Annotated in this window: 20 protein-coding genes; 9 read left to right on the forward strand and 11 right to left on the reverse strand. The window is 67.2% G+C overall.

The features are described from left to right. Positions 1–71: 71 nt before the first annotated feature. Positions 72–1,034, reverse strand: coding sequence for a diacylglycerol/lipid kinase family protein (locus AC4LGL_RS08125; protein WP_491838266.1), 963 nt, complete (start codon positions 1,032–1,034; stop codon positions 72–74). 35 nt (positions 1,035–1,069) lie between these two features. Next, positions 1,070–1,456: a YchJ family protein gene (locus tag AC4LGL_RS08130; RefSeq protein ID WP_491838267.1), complete on the reverse strand. Its 387-nt coding sequence runs from the start codon at positions 1,454–1,456 to the stop codon at positions 1,070–1,072. A gap of 126 nt (positions 1,457–1,582) precedes the next feature. Here AC4LGL_RS08130 and aroQ point away from each other — a divergent pair, with 126 nt between their 5' ends. Beyond that, positions 1,583–2,023 (forward strand): type II 3-dehydroquinate dehydratase, encoded by a 441-nt coding sequence (gene aroQ / locus AC4LGL_RS08135; RefSeq protein ID WP_491838268.1) that lies wholly within the window; start codon positions 1,583–1,585, stop codon positions 2,021–2,023. Continuing rightward, positions 2,020–2,397, forward strand: a complete 378-nt coding sequence (locus AC4LGL_RS08140; protein WP_491838269.1) for a hypothetical protein — start codon at positions 2,020–2,022, stop codon at positions 2,395–2,397. The genes aroQ and AC4LGL_RS08140 overlap by 4 nt, the downstream gene beginning before the upstream one ends. Here AC4LGL_RS08140 and AC4LGL_RS08145 read toward each other — a convergent pair. The 3 genes from AC4LGL_RS08145 to AC4LGL_RS08155 are packed head-to-tail and all read right to left on the reverse strand — an operon-like array spanning position 2,394 to position 4,572. Then, positions 2,394–2,882 carry a GNAT family N-acetyltransferase gene (locus AC4LGL_RS08145; protein ID WP_491838270.1) on the reverse strand — a complete coding sequence of 163 codons (489 nt, stop codon included), beginning with the start codon at positions 2,880–2,882 and terminating at the stop codon, positions 2,394–2,396. The genes AC4LGL_RS08140 and AC4LGL_RS08145 overlap by 4 nt on opposite strands. Then, on the reverse strand, positions 2,879–3,976 hold the full coding sequence (locus AC4LGL_RS08150; protein WP_491838271.1) for an isochorismate synthase: 1,098 nt from the start codon (positions 3,974–3,976) through the stop codon (positions 2,879–2,881). The genes AC4LGL_RS08145 and AC4LGL_RS08150 overlap by 4 nt, the downstream gene beginning before the upstream one ends. Beyond that, a complete protein-coding gene (locus AC4LGL_RS08155) occupies positions 3,961–4,572 on the reverse strand; it encodes an acid phosphatase (protein ID WP_491838272.1) in 612 nt (203 codons plus the stop codon). The genes AC4LGL_RS08150 and AC4LGL_RS08155 overlap by 16 nt, the downstream gene beginning before the upstream one ends. A 28-nt stretch (positions 4,573–4,600) precedes the next feature. Here AC4LGL_RS08155 and AC4LGL_RS08160 point away from each other — a divergent pair, with 28 nt between their 5' ends. Together AC4LGL_RS08160 and AC4LGL_RS08165 are read left to right on the forward strand one after the other, a co-directional pair. Beyond that, positions 4,601–5,428: a ParA family protein gene (locus AC4LGL_RS08160; RefSeq protein WP_055112086.1), complete on the forward strand. Its 828-nt coding sequence runs from the start codon at positions 4,601–4,603 to the stop codon at positions 5,426–5,428. Positions 5,429–5,613: 185 nt separating this feature from the next. Beyond that, positions 5,614–6,315 (forward strand): PP2C family protein-serine/threonine phosphatase, encoded by a 702-nt coding sequence (locus AC4LGL_RS08165; RefSeq protein ID WP_491838273.1) that lies wholly within the window; start codon positions 5,614–5,616, stop codon positions 6,313–6,315. A 14-nt stretch (positions 6,316–6,329) separates the two neighbouring features. Here AC4LGL_RS08165 and AC4LGL_RS08170 read toward each other — a convergent pair whose 3' ends face one another. Both AC4LGL_RS08170 and AC4LGL_RS08175 read right to left on the reverse strand, forming a co-directional pair. Further along, complete coding sequence (locus AC4LGL_RS08170; RefSeq protein WP_491838274.1) at positions 6,330–7,556, reverse strand: Rv3212 family protein; 1,227 nt, start codon at positions 7,554–7,556, stop codon at positions 6,330–6,332. A 27-nt stretch (positions 7,557–7,583) separates the two neighbouring features. After that, a complete protein-coding gene (locus AC4LGL_RS08175; RefSeq protein WP_491838275.1) occupies positions 7,584–9,083 on the reverse strand; it encodes a DEAD/DEAH box helicase in 1,500 nt (499 codons plus the stop codon). 298 nt (positions 9,084–9,381) lie between these two features. On the opposite strand from AC4LGL_RS08175, the gene AC4LGL_RS08180 reads away from it, so the two are divergent. Next, a complete protein-coding gene (locus AC4LGL_RS08180) occupies positions 9,382–10,080 on the forward strand; it encodes a ferritin-like fold-containing protein (RefSeq protein ID WP_055112093.1) in 699 nt (232 codons plus the stop codon). Between the two features lie 39 nt (positions 10,081–10,119). Here the strand turns inward: AC4LGL_RS08180 and AC4LGL_RS08185 are convergent, their stop codons facing one another. Continuing rightward, on the reverse strand, positions 10,120–10,896 hold the full coding sequence (locus tag AC4LGL_RS08185; RefSeq protein WP_491838276.1) for an MmpS family transport accessory protein: 777 nt from the start codon (positions 10,894–10,896) through the stop codon (positions 10,120–10,122). Positions 10,897–11,127: 231 nt separating this feature from the next. Between AC4LGL_RS08185 and AC4LGL_RS08190 the strand changes: the two genes are divergently transcribed. Beyond that, positions 11,128–11,367 (forward strand): DUF3107 domain-containing protein, encoded by a 240-nt coding sequence (locus tag AC4LGL_RS08190; protein WP_055112097.1) that lies wholly within the window; start codon positions 11,128–11,130, stop codon positions 11,365–11,367. A gap of 3 nt (positions 11,368–11,370) precedes the next feature. Here the strand turns inward: AC4LGL_RS08190 and fasR are convergent, their stop codons facing one another. Further along, positions 11,371–12,027 carry an HTH-type transcriptional activator FasR gene (gene fasR, locus AC4LGL_RS08195; protein WP_055119841.1) on the reverse strand — a complete coding sequence of 219 codons (657 nt, stop codon included), beginning with the start codon at positions 12,025–12,027 and terminating at the stop codon, positions 11,371–11,373. Between the two features lie 199 nt (positions 12,028–12,226). Here fasR and AC4LGL_RS08200 point away from each other — a divergent pair, with 199 nt between their 5' ends. From AC4LGL_RS08200 to AC4LGL_RS08210, 3 genes are all read left to right on the forward strand, one after another. Continuing rightward, entirely contained in the window at positions 12,227–13,264 is a 1,038-nt protein-coding gene (locus AC4LGL_RS08200; protein WP_491838277.1) for a DUF3152 domain-containing protein, read from the forward strand. A 186-nt stretch (positions 13,265–13,450) separates the two neighbouring features. Beyond that, positions 13,451–14,629 carry an adenylyltransferase/sulfurtransferase MoeZ gene (gene moeZ, locus AC4LGL_RS08205; protein WP_491839302.1) on the forward strand — a complete coding sequence of 393 codons (1,179 nt, stop codon included), beginning with the start codon at positions 13,451–13,453 and terminating at the stop codon, positions 14,627–14,629. A gap of 36 nt (positions 14,630–14,665) precedes the next feature. Beyond that, positions 14,666–15,520: a TIGR02569 family protein gene (locus tag AC4LGL_RS08210; protein ID WP_055112101.1), complete on the forward strand. Its 855-nt coding sequence runs from the start codon at positions 14,666–14,668 to the stop codon at positions 15,518–15,520. Positions 15,521–15,596: 76 nt separating this feature from the next. On the opposite strand, the gene AC4LGL_RS08215 is transcribed toward AC4LGL_RS08210, so the two are convergent. Together AC4LGL_RS08215 and AC4LGL_RS08220 are read right to left on the reverse strand one after the other, a co-directional pair. Then, a complete protein-coding gene (locus AC4LGL_RS08215) occupies positions 15,597–15,893 on the reverse strand; it encodes an MGMT family protein (RefSeq protein WP_491838278.1) in 297 nt (98 codons plus the stop codon). 1 nt (position 15,894) lies between these two features. Beyond that, positions 15,895–16,668, reverse strand: coding sequence for an alpha/beta hydrolase (locus AC4LGL_RS08220; RefSeq protein WP_491838279.1), 774 nt, complete (start codon positions 16,666–16,668; stop codon positions 15,895–15,897). Between the last annotated feature and the right edge of the window lie 42 nt (positions 16,669–16,710).

Here is a 16,710-nt window from a genome sequence, read left to right on the forward strand (position 1 = left end):
CTCACTCCTGTGTACTACACTCTGGATCTAGCTGCGCCCTAATTCCACCCTAGGCGGTGTGTTTGCGCAGGTCAATCACTTTTATTCGTCGGTGCGACGACGCTGAGCGCCTCGGGAACCGACGTGAACGTCATGGTTTCGCGCGTGCCGATGTAATCTCCGTCAATCTGGCAGGCGGCAGGCGTGTTGCTCGTCACGGTGACCGATGAGACGTTGTCGTCGCGGATCAGGTGCTTGGCCTCGAGGCGGGGCTTGCGGGCCACCATCTGCCGGACCAGACGCAGATTCGACCAGATGTTCATGCTCGTGGTGGCGAACACTCCCAAGCCGGTGTCGAACGTGGTTTCGGGGTTCGTCCACACCGGGCGGCTGTTCGCATACGTCCAGGGGCTGGAGTTCGACACGAACGCGAAGTGCACCCCGGCAATCGGGTCGGCGCCCGGCAGATGCAGCGTCAACGTCGGATCCCGGCGTGCGGTCGTCAGGAACTCCCGCACAGCCACCCGGATGTAGCGGGATGCGGTGACCTTGCGTCCCTTCGCACGCTGGGCCTCCACGGCCGCCACCACGTCGCCGTCCACGCCCATCCCGGCGGTGAACACGCCCCAGCGCTCGCCGCAGTCCATCAGGCCGATGCGGCGCCACGGGCGTCCCATCCGGTAGCCGCCGAGGAGGTCGACGAGTTGGTTGGTGGCCTCGATGGGATCGGGGCTGATGCCCAGCGCCCGGGCGAAGACGTTGGCCGAACCGCCGGGCACGACGGCGACCGCGGGCGCCAGGGCGGCGTCGGGACGGGTTCCACAGTCGCCGAGCAGGCCGTTGACGACTTCGTTGACCGTGCCGTCTCCACCGTGCACGATCAGCACGTCCACACCGTCACATGCGGCATCGCGGGCGATCTCGATGGCGTGACCTCGATGATTGGTGTGTTCGACGGTCAGCGTCACCCGACTTTCCAGCGCGTGGGCGAGCAGGTCACGCCCGGCCGGGGTGGTCGAGGTCGCGTTCGGATTGACGATCAGCACGGCACGCACGGGGCATGAGCCTAACCGGGCAAGGTGTACGGCAGTTATTCGTAAATCTGTCCATCCAGGTAGCGCCACCGGCCGCCGACCCGCTCGAAACGGCTCCGTTCATGCAGGATATGCCGGCTGCCGTCGTGGACGTACTGGGCGCGGAACTCGACCACGCCTTCGGTGTCGTCCTCGCCTCCCGACTCGGAGTCGACGATCTGCAACCGCCGCCACACGATGTCCCCGTCGAGGGACAGGTCGGCGGGGCGGGTGTCGGGATGCCAGGAGGTCAACAGGTAGTCGACGTCGCCGACGGCGAACGCGCTGAACCGGGACCGCATCAGGGCAACGGCCGTGGGGGCCTGCTGCGTACCGGTGTGCAGCGGCCCGCAGCAGTCGGCGTAGGCCAGGCCGGTGCCGCACGGGCAGGGTTGGTCGGTCACGTAGGCAAGTATTCCGGGCGGTCCTGGACGCCGAGATCGACGTGAGGGCTGTGTTTTCTGTCCGCTCACGACCCTGACGTCGATCTGGACGTCGAAAACCACGCCGGCGTCGGTACCGTACAGGACGTGACCGCACGCCGATTACTGCTCGTCAACGGACCGAATCTCAACATGCTGGGCACCCGGCAGCCCGAGATCTACGGCTCCACCACGCTGGCTCAGATCGAGCAGCGGGTGGCCGACCTGGCGGCCGAGTTCGGCTTCGAGGTCCGCGCCGTGCAGAGCAACCACGAGGGTGCGCTCGTCGACGCCATTCAGGCGGCCCGGCAGGACTGCGTCGGCATCATCATCAATCCGGCGGCCTACAGCCACACCTCGGTGGCGATCCGCGATGCGCTCAGCGCCGCCGAACTGCCGGTGGTCGAGGTTCACCTGAGCAACATCCACACTCGCGAGGCGTTCCGGCATCACTCGTACGTCTCGGCAGTCGCCGAGGTCGTCATCGCCGGCGCGGGTCCGGCCGGCTACGAATACGCGGTGCGGTACCTGGCGGAGCGGGAGTCGTGATCCAGCCTCCCGCCATCCGGTACGCAGGTTTTCTGACCGCGGCCGAAGGGATCGCCGCGCTGGTCATGGCGGTCGTGCTGCTGGTGCGGGCGCTGGGCGGTGCAGATCAGCACATCGTCAGCGGGTACGGCACAGCGATCTGGTTCCTGCTGATCGGTGGTGGGGTGCTCGCGGGTGGCTGGGCGCTGATCGCCGCGCGGTATTGGGGCCGGGGGATCGCGGTATTGGCCAACCTGCTGTTGCTGCCGGTGGCCTGGTACGTGATCACCTCGCATCACGTGGTGTACGGCGTGCTGGTCGGGCTGCTCGCCCTGATCACCCTGGGTCTGCTGTTCAGCCCCTCCTCGGTGGACTGGATCGCCCGACGCGATTAGCCGCGCTGCTCGGCGGCCAGTGCTGAAAGCTCTGGTCCCGATACTCGGTAGGTGGTCCACTCGGTCTGCGGCTTGCCGCCCACGGCGTCATACAGTGCGATGGCGTTGACGTTCCAGTTCAGCACCGCCCAGGTCATCCGGGTGTAGCCCTGTTCGACGCATTCGGCGGCCAAGGTGGACAACAGCTTTCGGGCCAGTCCGCGGCGCCGGAAGGCCGGACGCACGTAGAGGTCCTCCAGATAGAGGCCGGCGACGCCGTCCCAGGTGGAGAAGTTCAGGAACCACACCGCCGTCGCGGCCACCTGCCCGTCGACCTCCAGCATGTGCGCATAGGCCACCGGTCGGTCACCGAAAAGTGCTGTGTGCATCTGCGTTTCGGTGACGGTGCACTCATCGGCGGCGCGTTCGAACTCGGCCAACTCGCGGATCATCGCGGTGATCTCGACCTCGTCGCCGGGTCGCGCCCGGCGGATCAACTCGCTCATGTCGCCCCTAGTCCAGTCAGGATGGTTCTGAATTTCGTGGTGGTCTCGTCGACTTCGTCGTCGGGATCGGATTCGGCGACGATACCGCCGCCGGCGCTGGCCAGGGCCGTGCATCGATCCGCGGACAGCACCGCACACCGGATCGACACCACCCAGCGCCCGTCGCCGCTGCTGTCGCACCAGCCCACGGCGCCCGCGTAGAACCCGCGATCGCCCTCCAGTTCGCCGATCAGTGCGGCGGCGCGGTCGGTCGGCACCCCGCCGACCGCGGGGGTGGGGTGCAGTGCGAGTGCCAGATCGATTGCGGTGGTGTCTTTTTCGCGAAGACGGCCCACCACGGGGGTGCTCAGGTGCCACAGTGCGTCGGTGCCGTGCAGCTGTGGTTCCTCGGCGATCTGCAGATCGACGCACAAGGGCTCGAGCGCCCGACGCATCATGTCGACCACCAGTTGGTGCTCGTGGCGGTTCTTCGCCGAAGCCGCCAGCGCGGTCGCGTTGGCCGCGTCCACGGCAGGATCGGCCGAGCGCGGTGCCGACCCGGCGAAGGGCTGGCAGATCACCGTCTCGCCCTCGCGCGCCACCAACAGTTCGGGGCTCGCGCCGACCAGGGCCGTGCCGGCGTTCGCGCCGCCCGCCGGAGACAGATCGGCCAGGTAGACGGTGGCGGCGGGGTCGGCGTCGGCCAGTCGGCGTAACACGGTCCGGACGTCCCATGCGGAATCCGTGGACAGGCGCAGCGAGCGGGCCAGCACCACCTTGTCGATCGGGATCTGCGGATCCTGCAGCCGCCGGATCGCCTCGGCCACCCGCTCGCGGTGCACCGATCCCGGTGGCAGGGTTTCGCGCTCCACCACCGTCGGGGACGGATTCACGGGCCAGTCCGGGAGCGCATCGGTGAACCGGACCGCATCGGGTTCGTACAACGCGGCCGGTGTGGCCGGATCGAATGGCAACGCGCCCAGCACTATTGGCGTACCCGACCGCAGCGCGGCCTGGGCGTCGGCGATATAGGCGAATCCGGTGCGCACCCCCTCGGCCAGGACGGCGCCCTTCGGCCCGGCCAACACGAACGACGGGTTCACTGCGACAGGCACGGGTTGGGGTGACCGGTCAGCCCGAGCGCGGTGATCTGACGCACACCGTGCTCGAATCCGCAGACTGCCAGCGATGCCGGCACCATCGACAGCCGGATCCCTTCGGACACCGGCAGTTCCGCCCAGCGGGTCAACATCGCACGGGAGAAATGCCCGTGCCCGACAAACACCACGTCCCGGGTGGCCAGATGATCCAGCGCCGTGCCGATCGCACGGTCGGCACGGGCGGAAACCTGATCGACGCTCTCGCCGCCGGGACAGCCATGTGTCCACACCAGCCAGTCGGGCACGCTTTCGCGGATCTGAGGTGTGGTCAGTCCCTCATAGTCGCCGTAATCCCATTCGGACAGCTCGGGGTCGATCTCGTCGACATGCAGTCCGGCCAGTTCGGCGGTGTCCAGCGCGCGGCGCCGCGGGCTGCTGATCACCAGTGGCTCGGTCAACTGCAACTCGGCGAGTGCCGGGCGGGCCAGCACGGCCTGCTCCCGTCCGGTTTCGGTCAGGTCCTGCTCGGTGCGGCCGGTGTGCCTGCCGGTAGCCGACCATTCGGTCTCGCCGTGGCGAAGCAGGATCAGGCGGTGCAGGCGGTCGCTCACACCGGCGATTCTGCCGCACGTTCCGGCAATGCCGCCGGGAGCGTGCTTGGATGAGGGTGTGACGCGAGTATTAGCGGTCGCCAATCAAAAGGGTGGGGTAGCCAAGACGACGACGGTGGCGTCGCTGGGTGCGGCGATGTCCGAGCAGGGTCGGCGGGTGCTGCTGGTCGATCTGGATCCGCAAGGCTGTCTGACGTTTTCATTGGGCCACGACCCGGACAAGCTGCCGGTGTCGGTACACGAGGTATTGCTCGGCGACGTCGAGCCGGGGGCGGCGCTGGTCGAGACGGCCGAGGGGATGACGCTGCTGCCGGCCAACATCGATCTGGCTGGATCCGAAGCAATGCTGCTGATGCGGGCCGGGCGGGAGTATGCGCTCAAACGGGCCCTGGCCAAGGTTTCCGACGATTTCGACGTGGTGATCATCGACTGCCCGCCATCTTTGGGCGTGTTGACGCTCAACGGTCTGACGGCCGCGAACGAGGTGATCGTGCCGTTGCAGTGCGAGACCCTGGCGCACCGGGGCGTGGGCCAGTTCCTGCGCACGATCTCCGACGTACAGCAGATCACCAACCCCGAGCTGGCACTGCTCGGCGCGCTGCCGACGCTCTACGATTCGCGCACCACGCACAGCCGTGACGTGCTGCTGGATGTCGCTGACCGGTACGAACTGCCCGTACTGGCTCCGCCGATTCCGCGCACCGTGCGGTTCGCCGAGGCCAGCGCATCGGGATCCTCGGTGCTGGCCGGCCGCAAGAGCAAGGGCGGGCTGGCCTATCGTGAGCTGGCCCAGGCCCTGCTCAAACACTGGAAGTCCGGCAAGAAGCTGCCGACCTTCGCACCTGAGGTGGTGTAGGGAGCAGTCCCATGGACAGACCAGGTTGCCCAGGTGCGCACGGCGAGGTTGCTCCGCGGAGCACGCATGCCTGTCGCGGGGATCGCCCTATTCCGACCGGAGGTACCGGTCAGCAACGGGCGGCTCGGTGAACAGTGCCTTTTCCGGTGGCAGGGGGTCGCCGGAGCGACGAGAGGACGAACTCCATGGCTTCGGTGCTACGGTCCGCGACGGCCACCGACCAGGGCCCGGTGCGGGAGAGCAACCAGGATTCGCTGCTCGCCGACGGCATTCTGTACGCGGTGGCCGACGGTTTCGGACCCGAAGGTGACCACGCCAGCCGGATCGCGGTGGAGGCGCTCGCCGCAGGCTTCACCGCCGCGCCCGACCGCGACGGCCTGATCGGGGCGGTCCAGCAGGCCAATGAACAGGTTTTCGCGCATGTCAGCGCGTCGGGTACCAGTTCGGGTGCCACGCTGACCGTGGTGGCGTTCTTCGGCGACGAGCAGGGCGGGCCGCTGGCCATCAACATCGGGGATTCGCCGCTCAACCTGATCCGCGAGGGCGCGATGAGTCAGCTGACCAACGATCACAGTGTTTCCGGAGAGCTGGTGCGGGCCGGTGAGATCACCCGTGAAGAGGCCCGCTTCCACCCGCACCGTCATCTGCTGACCCGGGCGCTCGGTATCGGCCCCGCCATCCGGCCCGATCTGTTCGATCTGGAGTGTCGTCCGGGAGACCGGCTGTTGATCAGCAGTGACGGATTGTTCGCCGGTGCGGATGATGCCGACATCGTCGACGCCGCCGCAGAGGACGACCCCGAGGTCGTTGCGCAGCGGCTGGTCCAGGTCGCCAACGACGCCGGCGGCAGCGACAACACCACGGTGATCGTGATCGATATCGGCTGAGCCGGACGTCCGGTTCAGTTCGCGCCGAGGGCCACCAGTTGCGTGCCGCGCTGTTCGAGCACGGTGTCACCGGCCGCCACCGGCACCACCGGCGACACGCTGGGGCTACGCGGCAGTGCGATGTGCCGCTGGCCGGCTCCGGTCTCCTGGTCGAAGACGTCGTAACCGTCGCTGACCGGAACCAATAACCGACCGGCCATCACCGTGGCGGGCCCGACCGGAAGATGCGGCCCCGACGGGCTGACGGTGAACTTGTACTGAAGGCCGGACCCTCCGTTGGTGCTGAACACCAGAACCGAGTCGCCGGTCCACCAGGTGATCAGATCCCCGGCTCGGGTGGTCGTCGACTGCGGCGCCGCAGGCTTGGCCAGCGGCAGGCTGGCAAGCGTCTTTCCGGTCTCGTCGATGACGTTGACCATCGGCCTCGGTGTGGGCAGATACACCGCGGTCGTGGTGCCGGACACCGCGATCACCTTGGCCCCGGACTCGTCGGTGATGTCCTGCAGTTCGACGTAGCGCACTTCGGGAGTGTCTTCTTCGTCGGCTGGGCGCAGCAGCGTCAGCCGGATGAACTTGCTCTTCGGGCACGATTCCAGCACCGACACGGCCGAGGAATTCGCTGCTGCCGACAGCTGGCGGCATACCGGTGATGCCGGCACGTCGGGCTTGATGCGGGCGTCCAGCGCACCATAGGACAGCATCCGGACCATGTCCGAGCGCCACAGCTCAAGTCGACTGTCCCCGGCCGAGAGCACCGTGGAGCCGTCGGACGTCAGCTGAACTTCGGGGTCGGCGTAGGCGGTGCGGGCAGGCCCGCGCCTGCCGGTCTTGCCGTCGACGGTGCTGACCTGTCCGCAGCCGCGGACATCGGGATACACCGCGACCGCGTACTGGTACACCGCCGTCACACCGCACAGTTCGAGGTCGCGGGCGTAGCTCCACAGCACGGCGCCACTGGCGGGGTCACGGCCTTCGACGGTGGAACCCTCGGCGGTCACCACCGATCCGCCGGCGAGCACGGGTTCGGTGGTCCGAGGGCTGTCGGCGGTCCACAACTGCTGCAGCCCGGCCGGTACCTCGTGGGCCGGCGTCAGGTAGGGAACGGGCGCTGCAGCCGGTCTGCTGATGGTGGCCCGGGCGTCACTCGTCCACCAGATCAGGCCGGCCGCCAGCGCGACGATCGCGACGATTGCCGCCGCGGCGGCCATGTCGCCGCGGGTGCGGCGTTCGGGTTTGACCACTGACCGGTCTTGTCTGGCGTGCGCCGGTCAGCCGGCCGTGGCGGTCTCGGTCTTCCGGGGGCGGCGCCGACGTCGACGTCGTCCGGCGGACGATGCATCGCCGGCGGTGTCCTCCGGGTCGGTGACCGGTGCGGAATCGGTGCTCTCGGCTGCCGGGGCGGCGCCTTCGGGGTGACCGGAGGCCGCCTCGCCGCCGCGGGTACGCCGACGGTTGCGGGTCCGGGTCTTGGCCGGCCGGCCCTCGGAGTCGGCCGAGGAGATGCGCTTCTCGTCGGGGCTGCGCTTGGCCTTGGCCTTGACGGGCTCGCCGATGGTGCCCGTGGCGTCGGTCGGGATGCCCAGCTCTTCGTAGATATGCGGTGAGCTGGAATAGGTCTCTGCCGGATCGGGGCAGTTCAGGCCCAGCGCCTTGTCGATCGTTTCCCACCGGCCCAGTTCGTCCCAGTCGACCAGGGTGATGGCGACACCGGTCTTGCCGGCGCGGCCGGTGCGTCCGATGCGGTGCACGTAGGCCTGCTCGTCCTCGGGGCACTGGTAGTTGATGACGTGTGTGACGTCGTCGATGTCAATACCCCGTGCCGCGACGTCGGTCGCGACCAGCACGTCGACGGCGCCGCTGCGGAACGACTTGAGTGCCTTCTCGCGGGCACCCTGGCCGAGATCGCCGTGCACGGCGTCGACCTTGAATCCACGCTCGGCGAGCTCGTCGGACACCTTCTGTGCGGTGCGCTTGGTGCGGGTGAAGATCATCGTGGCGCCGCGGCCCTCGGCCTGCAGGATCCGGCTCACCAGCTCGGACTTGTCCAGAGCGTGGGCCCGGTAGGCGAACTGCTCGGTGGTGTCGTGGGTGGCCGCCGAGTGCGGGGCCTCGGCCCGGATGTGGGTCGGCTGGTTCATGAACGTGCGGGCCAGCGTGATGATCGGGTCGGGCATGGTGGCCGAGAACAGCATCGACTGACGATCGTCCGGGGTCAGCCGCAGGATGCGCTCGATGTCGGGCAGGAAGCCCAGGTCCAGCATCTCGTCGGCTTCGTCGAGCACGAGCACGGACAGTCCGCCGAGCTGGAGGTGCCCCTGCTGGGCCAGGTCGAGCAGGCGGCCCGGGGTGCCGACGACGACGTCGACGCCCTTGCGCAGCGCCTCGATCTGGGGCTCGTAGGGACGGCCGCCGTAGATCGAGGTCACGGAGAATTTGCGATCGCCCGTGGTGACGTACTTGGCCGCTCCGGCGAGGTCGCCATAGACCTGAATGCACAGCTCACGGGTGGGCACGACGATCAGGGCACGGGGGGTGCCGTTGAGCGGGCGGGTCTCGTCGGTGGAGATGCGATGAAGCAGCGGGACACCGAAGGCGTAGGTCTTGCCCATACCGGTGCGGGCCTGACCGATCAGATCGTCGCCGGCAAGCGCGAGCGGGAGGGTCAGTTCCTGGATGGCAAAGGGGTGTTCGATACCGGTCTCACGGAGGGCGCGGACGATTTCGTCGCGGACGCCGAGCTCGGCAAACGTTTTATTTACATGAGTCATGGTTGGAAGAGGTGGCCTTTCACTGTCAAACCTCACGGGCATCCAGCGCACACGGAGTTTTGACGATGAAACAACGGTCGGGTTCACCGGATACGGGTCGTATCCATCGGCGCTGCCGATCCGCTGGGCCCAGCTCCACAGGGCGGGCCAACTGCGTGCACGCACATTTCCTGGTAGCGGTTCGGGCGCTGAAACAGTCGGCTCGAAGCCGTTACCGTCTGCCATTGTAGCTGGTCGCGGGATGTGGACCGATTTGCCAGCCGATCCCGGTCTCCCGACGGCGTCTAGAGTTGGCTTCATGAATTCGCCTCAGCCTGCCGCGGAACGGATCGCAGAACCGGTCGATTCGGGCGTGACGGCGGATCATCCCGGGGTCAACGAGTTGTTCGCGGTGCTGGCCTACGGCGAGGTCGCGGCGTTCTACCGGCTTACCGAAGAGGCGCGTATGGCGCCGAACCTGCGTGGCCGGATCAACATGGCGAGCATGGCCGCTGCGGAGATGGGTCACTACGAGTTGCTTCGGGATGCGTTGGAGCACAGGGGAGTTGACGTCGTTTCGGCGATGACGAAATACGCCTCGGTGCTGGAGAACTACCACCGGATGACCACGCCGAGTACCTGGCTGGAGGCGTTGGTCAAGACCTACATCGGTGATGCGCTGGCGGCGGATTTCTACCTGGAGATCGCTGACGCGTTACCCGAGCAGGTGGCCAAAGTGGTGCGCGCGGTGCTGTCCGAAACCGGGCATTCGCAGTTCGTGGTCGCCGAGGTGCGCGCGGCGGTGACCGCCAGCGATCGCCAGCGGCACCGACTGGCGCTGTGGGCGCGTCGACTGCTCGGTGAGGCCGTCACCCAGGCGCAGTTCGTGCTGGCCGATCACGACGAACTGGTCGACCTGGTGATGTCGAGCGGCGAGGGCCTGACCCAGCTGGCCGAGTTCTTCGGCAGGCTGCAGAACACCCATCAGTCCCGGATGCAGGAACTGGGCCTGGCGTAGATATCCGCCAGACCCAGTCGCCGCTGAGAGGTTCTGTCTCTACTGCGTGCAGGTGGTGATCATCGTGTTGTTGTTCTGCGCCATGATCACGCCGCCCGCCGCGTCGGTGATCGAGCAGTTGAGCTGACCCGCGACGCTGGTCGCGGTCACCGACTTGAGCGTGACGCCGGGGTTGAGCACGACGGTCTTGGCCCAGGGCAGCGCGACGTTGATGTCGGTCTGCAGGGCGCCCTGCGCGTCGGTGTAGACGATGGTCACCAGGTCGATGAGCTGCCGGTTGCCGGTCACCCGGTAGGTGATGGTGTTCGGACTCACGGCGGCTGCGGGTGGGGCCGCCTCGGCCGGCGGGGCGACGGGCGCAGGCGCCGCGGTGGCACTGGGTGACGGCGTCACCGTGGTCACGGTTTCGGGGGACAGCGGCGCCGTCGGTGCTGCGCGCGGCGGGACCGGCTTGGAGGTGGCGTCCTGGGCCGGTTGGGTGGTCTGTGTCGGCTGGGCCGCCGGTGAGGTCAGCGTGGCCGACACCGAACCGCTGTCCCCGCCGCCGAGGATCACCACGGTGCAGATCACCGCGATCAACAGGATCGCGCCGGCTACAGCGGCTACCCAGATCCAGCGGCGGTCGATGGGGTCCTCGTAGAACGTGACCTCGTCGTCGTAGTCGTCGTAGTCGACGTCGTAATCGACCGAATGGTCCGACTCTGGGCTGTAGTTGTAGCCGGCCGAGGTATGGCCGGAGTACCCGCCCGACTCATACGGGTGATCCCCGAAGCGCTCGGTCGGAGTGGTGTCATACGGCGAATAGTGCCTGGTCATGCGGCTGTCCCAGTCGTCTCGTCCAATATCGAAACTGATGCTATCGAGACGAAAGTGACAGATGAGGTTGAGTTCGGTGCGTGTCGGTCACGGTCCGGACTCGGTTCGGTATCTGTGTTTCGCGCACGGCGTACCTCTTGTCCAGCCCCGCTCGCGGCAGGCGGGTCCGACCGTCCACTAGCCTGCTCAGGGAAGTCGACAAACGTTGTGAGAAAGAAAGAAGGGTCCAGCGTGGAGGTCAAAATCGGTGTCACGGACAGCCCGCGCGAGCTCACCTTCAACAGCGCGCAGACACCCACCGAGGTGGAGCAGCAGGTCACCGACGCACTCGCCAAGGATTCGGGTGTGCTGGCGTTGACCGATGAGAAGGGACGGCGATTCCTGGTGCAGAACAGCCGGATCGCCTATGTGGAGATCGGCGCCGCCGACGTGCGTCGGGTCGGTTTCGGCGTGGGGGCGGAATCCGCCTGAGTTCTACGACCGCGTGAGTGGCACGTGTGACAGTCCGCCCCAGGCGAACTGCACCGTGCCGTCCACGGCGGTATTCCGGTCGATCGGCCGTTCATTGGTCAGCCAGTACCGCGCCGAGTCGACGCTGATGGCCACCAGTCCGACCGCGATCATCCTGGCGCGGTGCGCCTCCAGACCGGAATCGCGGCTGATCAGATCGAACACCGCATCGGTGCAGGCCTCGGTTGCCACCTTCACCTGAGCCGCCACCTGCGGCTCGCTGACGTAGTCATTCTCGAAAATCAGCCGGTACCCCTGGCTGTCGTGCTCGATGAAATCGAAGAACGCCTCGACCGCGGCACGCAGCCGCTGCCGGTTGTCGGTCGTGGTGCGCAAGGCCTGGCGCACGCCGGACACCAGGTTGTCGACATGGCGCTGCAGCACTGCCAGGTACAGCTCGAGCTTCGACGAGAAGTGTTGATACAGAACGGGTTTGCTCACACCCGCGCGTTCGGCGATCTCGTCCATCCCTGCCGCGTGGTATCCGCGTTCGACGAATACCTCGCTGGCGGCTGCCAACAGCTGTCCGCGCCGCTCATCACGAGGCAGGCGGTTGCCGCGTCGACCACCGGTCGCAGGCTTGTCGCCTCTCCTCTCGGCGGTGTTGGCGAGATCGCTCATCAGGTCCTCAATCTGTATTGCTCTGGCGCACTTGGACATGTTCATCCGAGCCGCTGATCGCACCGACACTACTACCGTGACTCGTCACTGCCGTCGTGCGGGCGATGCGAAACGGCATGGATTTCGAAATGACACCGGCGAGGTCACGGCATAGCTGCGCTCCGAACCCATCCACAGGACTCTGTGCCATTCTGGTCCGGTGACCTACGACCCGGGACGTCGCGGGGGTGGCCGTGTCCCGGCGCTGCGCAACGAGTGGCGGGAGCCGCTACGCGCTCAGCGAGATCCGATTGCCTCCGATTCAGGACGAGCCAGATCCAACCGCGACGACCACCAGCAGTGGCGTAAGCAGACGTGGATCGGCCGCTTCGTGTCCACCTACGGCTGGCGCGCGTATGCGCTGCCGGTCCTCATCGTGCTGACCGTGGTGGTCATGTACCAGACGATCACCGGCACCAGCGCGCCGCACTCCGCGCAGGAAGAGGAGGGCCCGGTGCAGGGCCCTCCCACGATCGATGTGGCCAGCACCTCGATCATCGGCGCGCCGCCCAAGGGCCTGACCCAGTTCGACGCGAACCTGCCCACCGGGATCCTGCCCGCCGGCGGCCAGTTCACCGAGGCCGGCGCCCGGACCTGGCGGATCGTGCCGGGCACCACTCCCAAGATCGGCCAGGGCACCACGAAGTCGTTCACCTACAGCGTCGAGGTCGAGGACGGAGTCGACACCACCGCGTTCGGAGGTGACGACGGTTTTGCCCGGATGGTCAGCGAGACCCTGGCCAATCCGAAGAGCTGGACGCACAACGGGCTGTTCGCCTTCACCCGGGTCGATGAGACCAGCGGTGTCGAACCCGATTTCCGGGTGTCGCTGACCTCTCCGATGACGGTCCGGGAGGGCTGTGGCTACGACATCGAGCTGGAATCGTCCTGCTACAACCCGTCGTACGACGGGCATCAGCCCCGCGTCTTCGTCAACGAGGCTCGTTGGGTGCGCGGTGCGGTGCCGTTCCAGGGGGACATCGGGTCCTACCGCCAGTACCTGATCAACCATGAGGTTGGTCACGCCATCGGGTACCAGCGCCATGAAGCCTGTGAAGCCAACGGGAAGCTGGCGCCGATCATGATGCAGCAGACGTTCTCCACCTCGAATGACGATGCCGCCAAGTTCGACCCCGGAACCGTCACGGCCGATGGTCTGACCTGCAAGTTCAATCCCTGGCCGTACCCGATCGCCTGACCGCCGCCGCCGTGGTGGGATTCGCCGCGCGGCACGGGCGTCCAGATCGGTGGCTGGACGCGCGGCCGGAGCGATCGCGTGGGCGGGGCACGGGAAGCATCGGCACCGGATTACCGTTGTGGGTACGAGCAGCTGGGACGATGAACTGATCATCTGAAACTGAGGAGACATCCGGTGTCCGCGAATTTGGACGTGTCGTTACCGCCGTTGGTCGAGCCGGCCGCCGAGCTGACGCGCGAAGAAGTGACGCGCTACAGCCGGCACCTGATCATTCCGGATGTCGGCGTGATCGGGCAGAAGCGGCTGAAGAACGCCAAGGTGCTGGTGATCGGGGCCGGTGGGCTCGGTTCACCGACATTGCTCTACCTGGCCGCGGCCGGGGTGGGCACCATCGGCATCGTCGAGTTCGACGTCGTCGACGAGTCCAATCTGCAGCGGCAGATCATCCACGGTCAGTCCGACATCGGGCGATCCAAGGCGCAGAGCGCCAAGGAGTCGGTGCTGGAGATCAACCCGCTGGTGACGGTGAATCTGCACGAGTTCCGGTTGGAACCCGACAATGCGGTGGAGCTGTTCAGCCAGTACGACCTGGTCCTCGACGGCACCGACAACTTCGCCACCCGCTACCTGGTCAACGATGCCGCGGTGCTGGCAGGCAAGCCTTATGTGTGGGGTTCGATCTACCGGTTCGAGGGTCAGGTATCGGTGTTCTGGGAGGACGCTCCCGATGGTCTCGGCCTGAACTACCGCGACCTCTATCCCGAGCCGCCGCCGCCGGGCATGGTGCCCTCGTGCGCCGAAGGTGGCGTGCTGGGCATCCTGTGCGCCTCGATCGCGTCGGTGATGGGGACCGAGGCAATCAAGCTCATCACCGGCATCGGCGAGCCACTGCTGGGCCGGCTGATGGTCTATGACGCGCTGGACATGACCTACCGCACCATCCGGATCCGCAAGGACCCCGCGACTCCCAAGATCACCGAGTTGATCGATTACGAAGCCTTCTGCGGTGTGGTTTCGGATGCCGCCGCGGAGGCCGCTGCCGGGTCGACGGTCACCCCGCTGGAGCTCAAGGAGCTCATCGATTCCGGGAAACCGTTGGCGCTGATCGATGTCCGCGAGCCCGTCGAGTGGGATATCAATCACATCGAGGGCGCCGAGCTGATCCCGAAGCCGACGTTCGAGTCGGGTGACGCACTGGCCAAGCTCCCGGTGGACCGGACACCGGTGCTGTACTGCAAGACCGGGATACGTTCCGCTGAGGTGCTCGCCATCGTCAAACAGGCCGGTTTCTCCGACGCGGTGCATCTGCAGGGCGGAATTGTGGCCTGGGCCAAGCAACTCGAGCCCGACATGGTGATGTACTGACGGCTGGTTTGCCGGTCCACACCTTAGGCTGAGGTTGTGAGTGTGGAACGGCCGCCGGAACATGTGCTGGCGGCGTTCGGCCTGTCCGGGGTGCGCCCGGTACCGCTCGGCTCAGGCTGGGAGGGTGGCTGGCGCTGCGGCGAGGTTGTGATGTCGATGGTGCCCGAGCACGCCCGTGCGGCGTGGTCGGCCAAGGTGCGGGAATCGCTGTTCATCGACGGCGTGCGGCTGGCCCGCCCGGTCCGCTCGACGGACGGCCGCTACGTGGTCGCCGGGTGGCGTGCCGACACCTTCGTCGCCGGGACGCCCGAGCCCCGTCACGACGAGGTGGTGTCGGCCGCAGTGCGATTGCACGAGGCCACCGCGAAACTGGAGCGGCCCCGCTTCCTCACCCAACCGCCCGTCGCGCCATGGGCTGACGTCGACGTGTTCATCGCCGCCGACCGGGCGGCCTGGGAGGACCGGCCGCTGCATTCGTTGCCGCCCGGCGCGAGGGTCTCGCCCGGTTCGTCAGACGGTCAGCGCTCGGTCGAACTGATCAATCAGTTGGCCGGCCTGCGCAGGCCGACCAAGAGCTCCAGTCAACTGGTCCACGGTGACCTATACGGCACAGTGCTTTTCGCCGGGACGGCCGCGCCGGGAATCACCGACATCACCCCGTACTGGCGCCCCGCCCCGTGGGCTGCCGGGGTCGTGGTGATCGACGCACTGTCCTGGGGCGACGCCGACGACGGGCTGGTCGAGCGGTGGCAGTCACTGCCCGAATGGCCGCAGATGTTGTTGCGGGCGTTGATGTTCCGCCTCGCCGTTCACGCGCTGCACCCGCGGTCGACTGCCGCGGCCTTCCCGGGCCTGGCCCGCACTGCCTCGCTGGTCCGGCTGATCCTGTAACTCACCTTTCTCCCGCGAGCAGACGCGGCAGTACCCCGTTTCGACCATTTCCGGGTACCTAGGTGTCTGTTCGCGGTCAGAACTGGTGGCGGTACTCGGTCAGGCGGACCCGCCCGTCGACGGCGAGCACCCCTTCGGCGCGCAGCCGGTCCAACTGCCGGGTCGCCAGGTGCGGGGCCGGGCGCCCCGATGCCGGGATCACCCGGTGCCAGGGCAGGTCCGAGGAGTCTGTCCGCATGATCCAACCGACGATTCGCGGACTGGAAAGCTCTGCGGCATCGGCGATGTCGCCGTACGTGCAGACGCGGCCCGACGGGATCGCGGCGACCAGTGCGCGCACGGTCTCCACCTGTTCCTCGGTGACGGCGGGCATGTCAGCCCAGTTGCTCGAGGATCAGCTTCGCGGTCTCGGCGGGCTTGGCCTGGGCCACCATGTGATCGCAGTCCCAATCCAGCAGGGTGAAGTCCGGGCCAAGTTGTCCGCTGAGTGCGCCGATGAGACCGTCCCGCGCATACGGCGGGCTGGTGCGGGTAGCGCGAACCAGCACCGTGGGTGTGCCCTTGCGCGGCAGCGCAACCGGGCGGGCCAGCTCGCTCCAATAGGACATCATCGCCGGGATGCTGATCCGCCACCCGTAGCGGCCGCCGGGTAGTTCGACGAGGTGCTCGTCGAGGTCACGGTCCAACTCATCCGGTGCTACCTCGCCCCACGAACCGTTGGCCTTCTCCGCGCGTGCCTCGGCGCGGTCGGGATAGTCGGGCGAGGCCAACATGGAATCGGCGATGTCACGCATCCATTGGCCGTCGAGTTCGACCGCAGGGTCCAACAGCAGCAGCCCGCTGACCAGATCGGGATGTGCGGCAGCGAGATTGAGTGCCACCGCACCGCCGAACGAATGCCCGGCCACCAGCGTCGGACCGTCCAACAGCGATGCCAGGGCCTCGACATTGGCGTCGAGCGTCCACGGGGCGGCCCACGACGAGCGGCCGTGCCCGAGCAGATCTGGCGCCAGCACGGCCACCTCGGGCAGGTGTTGTTCGGCCAATGTCTTCCAGCGTTCCCCGTGTCCGGTCAATCCGTGGACGAGCAACAGACGGGCCGGATCGGCGGGACCGTAACGGTGGACGTGCAACTTGTCGGCTGACATCCGTTCATGCTGCCAGGAGTCGCGGCACCGTTACTTGTCGGG

The organism is Mycolicibacterium arcueilense, assembly GCF_058536225.1.

Excerpts from the sequence above, each read along its gene's own strand:
- AC4LGL_RS08145 (WP_491838270.1), bottom strand. The coding sequence starts at position 2,882 with ATGAGCGAGTTGATCCGCCGGGCGCGACCCGGCGACGAGGTCGAGATC.
- AC4LGL_RS08160 (WP_055112086.1), top strand. The coding sequence starts at position 4,601 with ATGCCGCCGGGAGCGTGCTTGGATGAGGGTGTGACGCGAGTATTAGCG.
- AC4LGL_RS08165 (WP_491838273.1), top strand. The coding sequence starts at position 5,614 with ATGGCTTCGGTGCTACGGTCCGCGACGGCCACCGACCAGGGCCCGGTG.
- AC4LGL_RS08175 (WP_491838275.1), bottom strand. The coding sequence starts at position 9,083 with ATGACTCATGTAAATAAAACGTTTGCCGAGCTCGGCGTCCGCGACGAA.
- AC4LGL_RS08180 (WP_055112093.1), top strand. The coding sequence starts at position 9,382 with ATGAATTCGCCTCAGCCTGCCGCGGAACGGATCGCAGAACCGGTCGAT.
- AC4LGL_RS08185 (WP_491838276.1), bottom strand. The coding sequence starts at position 10,896 with ATGACCAGGCACTATTCGCCGTATGACACCACTCCGACCGAGCGCTTC.
- fasR (WP_055119841.1), bottom strand. The coding sequence starts at position 12,027 with ATGAGCGATCTCGCCAACACCGCCGAGAGGAGAGGCGACAAGCCTGCG.
- AC4LGL_RS08215 (WP_491838278.1), bottom strand. The coding sequence starts at position 15,893 with ATGCCCGCCGTCACCGAGGAACAGGTGGAGACCGTGCGCGCACTGGTC.
- AC4LGL_RS08220 (WP_491838279.1), bottom strand. The coding sequence starts at position 16,668 with ATGTCAGCCGACAAGTTGCACGTCCACCGTTACGGTCCCGCCGATCCG.